Source organism: Oerskovia sp. NPDC056781 (assembly GCF_042789955.1).
Lineage (GTDB): Bacteria > Actinomycetota > Actinomycetes > Actinomycetales > Cellulomonadaceae > Oerskovia > Oerskovia rustica.
On sequence record NZ_JBHUAD010000322.1, the window covers coordinates 1 to 3532 of the forward strand.

Below are 3532 nucleotides of genomic sequence, written 5' to 3' on the forward strand. Positions count from 1 at the left end.
CGGGTAGGTCACGCCCGCTCCGGGGCACGCTCGGGCGATCGCCCGGTCAGGACCTCATGCCCGACGGCGTCGCGCACCCACGAGGAGCGCGCCACCCCCGCCGACCAGCAGCAGCGCGACGGCGGCGATGCCCGCGACGCGGGCTCCCGTGGCCGCGAGACCGCCGTCCGCGGTGTTCGCGGTGTTGGTCAGGGTCACCGCGACGGTCTGGCCCGCACCGATCGTGACCGACGTGACCTTCTCGCCGTCGACCGTGAAGACCGGCTCCCCCCAGCGCACGCCCGCGACCTTCGGCAGGTCGACCTCCGCGAGGTCGACGACCGTCCCTGCGGGGAGGTTCGCCGGGCCCTCGACGACGGTGCCGTCGGCGCGGACCGTCAGGGTGCCCTCGGTGTGCTCGCCGTTGACGGTCCCGGAGATCGCGACCGTGAACTGCGTGTCCGCGGGGACCTTCGACGCGTTCGCCCCCGTGACCTCCTTGGCGATCGTGAACCCGCCGACCTGGGTGGCCACGACGTCTGCCGTGTTGGTCAGGGTGACCGCCGCGTCCTCGCCGTCGGCGATGGTGACCTGGGCCGGGCTGAACACCGGGGCGCCCCAGACGACACCCGCGACCGCGGGCAGGTCGATCTCGGTGAACGTGACGACCGTGCCGACCGGGAGGTTCTGCGGGCCGTCGACGACGGCACCGTCCGCGGTCACCGTCAGGTTGCCCGTGATCGCGACACCACCCAGGTCGTACGAGTACCGCACGGTGAACTCGGTGGAGTCCGGCACCTGGTCCGCTGCGAGCCCCTCGACCGCCTTGGCGAGCGAGAAGCCGCCCGCCGGGACGTCGAGCGCCGTGTTGGTCAGCGTGACCGCGGTCTTCTCTCCCGCGCCGACCGTGATCGTCGCCGGGCTGAACACCGGGGTGCCCCACACGACACCGTCGACCGCGGGGAGCGCGATCTCCTCGAACGTCACGACAGTGCCCTCACGGAGGTTCTGCGGGCCGTCGACGACGGTCCCGTCCGCCGTGACGGTCGTCGTGCCCGAGGTGGGCACACCGTCCAGGTCGTAGGCGTAGCGAACGGTGAACTCGGTGCTTGCGGGCACCTTCCGGGCGGCCTCTCCCGCGACGGACTTGGCCATCGAGAACCCTCCCGCCCGTGCTTCCTCGGCGGTGTTCGTCAGCGTGACCTCGGCGTTCTCGTTCGCACCGACCACGAGGCTCTCCGGGCTGAAGACCGGGGCGCCCCACACGACGCCCTCGACGTCGGGCAGGCTCACCTCGCCGAACGTCACGACCGTGCCGGCCGGGAGGTTCTGCGGGCCGTCGACGACGACGCCGTCGGCGCGCACGGTCAGGGTGCCGGACAGCGGTGCGCCGTCGAGCTCGTAGGAGTAGGCCACCGTGAACGCGGTGTCCGCGGGAACCATGCCCTCGGGCGCGTTCTCGACGAGCTTCTGGACCGAGAAGCCGCCGACGGGGATCACCACGGCGTCGGCCGAGTTGGTCAGCATGACCAGGGGGTTCGTGCCGTCGGCGACCGTGACGGAGGCGGGCGAGAAGGACGGTGCGCCCCACACCACGCCGGGCACGGTCGGCAGGTCGATCTCGGTGAAGGTCACGACCGCGCCGACCGGCAGGTCCTGCGGGCCGTCGACCTCGGTGCCGTCGGCAAGGACCTTCATGGTCCCCTGCGTCGAGGCACCGTCGGCCGTGACGGTGTAGGCGACCGTGAACTCGGTGTCCGCGGGCACCTGCCCGGCGGCGAGCCCGGTCAGGGCCTTGGCGACCGAGAACCCGCCGACCTGCGCCGACGCGGTGTTGGTGAGCGTCACGGCGATCGTCCCGGACTCACCGATGGTGACGGTGTCCGACGGGGAGAACGACGGGGTGCCCCACGCGACGCCGGGGACGTCGGGCAGACCGGGCTCGGAGAGCGTGACGACGGTCCCGGCGGGCAGGCCCGCCGGGCCGTCCACGACCGTGCCGTCGGCCTTCACGGTGAGGGTGCCCGTGACGGGCGTCCCGTTCGCGGTGTACGAGTAGGCGACGCTGAACTCGGTGCCGGCCGGCACGAGGTCCGCACCGTCGCCGACCACGCTCTTGGCGACCGTGAACCCGCCGGGCTCGGTCGTGAGGCACGTGAACGGGCCGGGGCCGGTCCACGGGTAGCTGTGCATCTCGAGCCCGGTCGTGAGCCCGTCGATGCCGAAGTCCAGGTCGCCGCCGACGATCACGCGCCCGTTCGTCGCGGTCGAGATCGTGGCGTCGGCCGCGGGCGCGAGGATGGTCCCGAGGAACTGGTCACCGCGCCCGATGCTCAGGCTGGGGGTCTCGACGAAGTTCCAGAGCGTGCGCGCTGCCCAGTTGCCGAACCCAGGGGTGTTGAAGTCGTTGATGAATCCCGTCCCGTTGCCGGACCAGTAGTTCGGCGCGATGTCGACGGGCTCGGTGCCGGTCACGTTGATCGCGATCGAGACCTTGTCGGGGATCCCGACGAAGTACATCTCCTTGGCGCCGTTGAGCATCGTCGCGGGGATCGTGAACACCTGCGGGTCGTCCGTCCCGGACCCCGTGAAGGTGAGCTGGTTGCCCGAGCGCGTCACGGCCGTCCCGCCCCACGAGGCGATCGTGGCCGAGGTGTCCTCGACGACCGTGCGGAAGTCGGCCCAGGGCGCGAGCGCGGCCGGAGCCCCGATCCCCTGCTGGACCGGCGCGCCGGACGCCGACCCCGTGGTGCTGAGGGAGCCGTCGATCGTCAGCGTGCCGCCGACGTTCACGCCGCCGCCGTTCGGCTGCGTCGAGCCGACCGTGATGCCGGTCTCCGCCCCCACGGTCATGTTGCCGCCCACGTGCAGCATGGTCGACCCGTCGGGAGGCGCGATCTGCGACCCGGCGCCGACGGCGCCGACGCTGAAGTTCCCCGGGGCGTCGAAGGTCGCGTCGCCCTCGACGACCAGGACGCCCTCCGACTCGGCCGCGCTGTACAGCGCCGAGTAGTTGCCACCGACCCAGACCGCCACGTTGCTGTCGGTGAAGATCGGGACCCCGGTGGAGACGTTGGGCATGTCTCCCGGTGCCGGGCACTGCGGGAGCTGCGCCTTGGGCGCGGCGGTCGCGGGTGCCGCGAGCGGCCCCGCGCCGAGCGCGACCGCTCCCGTCAGGGCGAGGACCGCGGCGGTGGCGGCAGCGACGGCCCTACCGAACGGGGTACCCGCTCGACGAGCCCGGTGGGGGGTGCTCATGACGCTCCTTCGGATGACCGGAACAGTTGTCCAACTACCCAGAAGACCAGACCCCGACGGCGGTATGACGGGAGTTTCGGGTGCTCCCGATCACATCCCGCGACATGGTCGCGCTGGAGCGCGCCGAAATGCGGGACAAGATGGGGCGACCGTGGTAATTCGACCATCACCGCCCGGATGTGGTGTTCGCCTCATCACACACGGGTTCCCGGCGGGCAGGGTGAATGCGTCTTGCCCGGGAGCACCCGGTGTGCGCACGCCTCCTGACGCCTGCCCGGACGACGAAGGCCGCCCC

The 3532-nt window shown here is 72.0% G+C and carries 1 protein-coding gene; it reads right to left on the reverse strand.

From position 1 onward, the window contains the following. Positions 1 to 54 precede the first annotated feature (54 nt). On the reverse strand, positions 55 to 3237 hold the full coding sequence (locus tag ACFRCR_RS17770) for a DUF5979 domain-containing protein (protein ID WP_377679415.1): 3183 nt from the start codon (positions 3235 to 3237) through the stop codon (positions 55 to 57). Positions 3238 to 3532: the final 295 nt, after the last annotated feature.

Bases quoted from the DNA above. Each gene is read 5' to 3' on its own strand.
- ACFRCR_RS17770 (WP_377679415.1), bottom strand. From the start codon at position 3,237: ATGAGCACCCCCCACCGGGCTCGTCGAGCGGGTACCCCGTTCGGTAGG.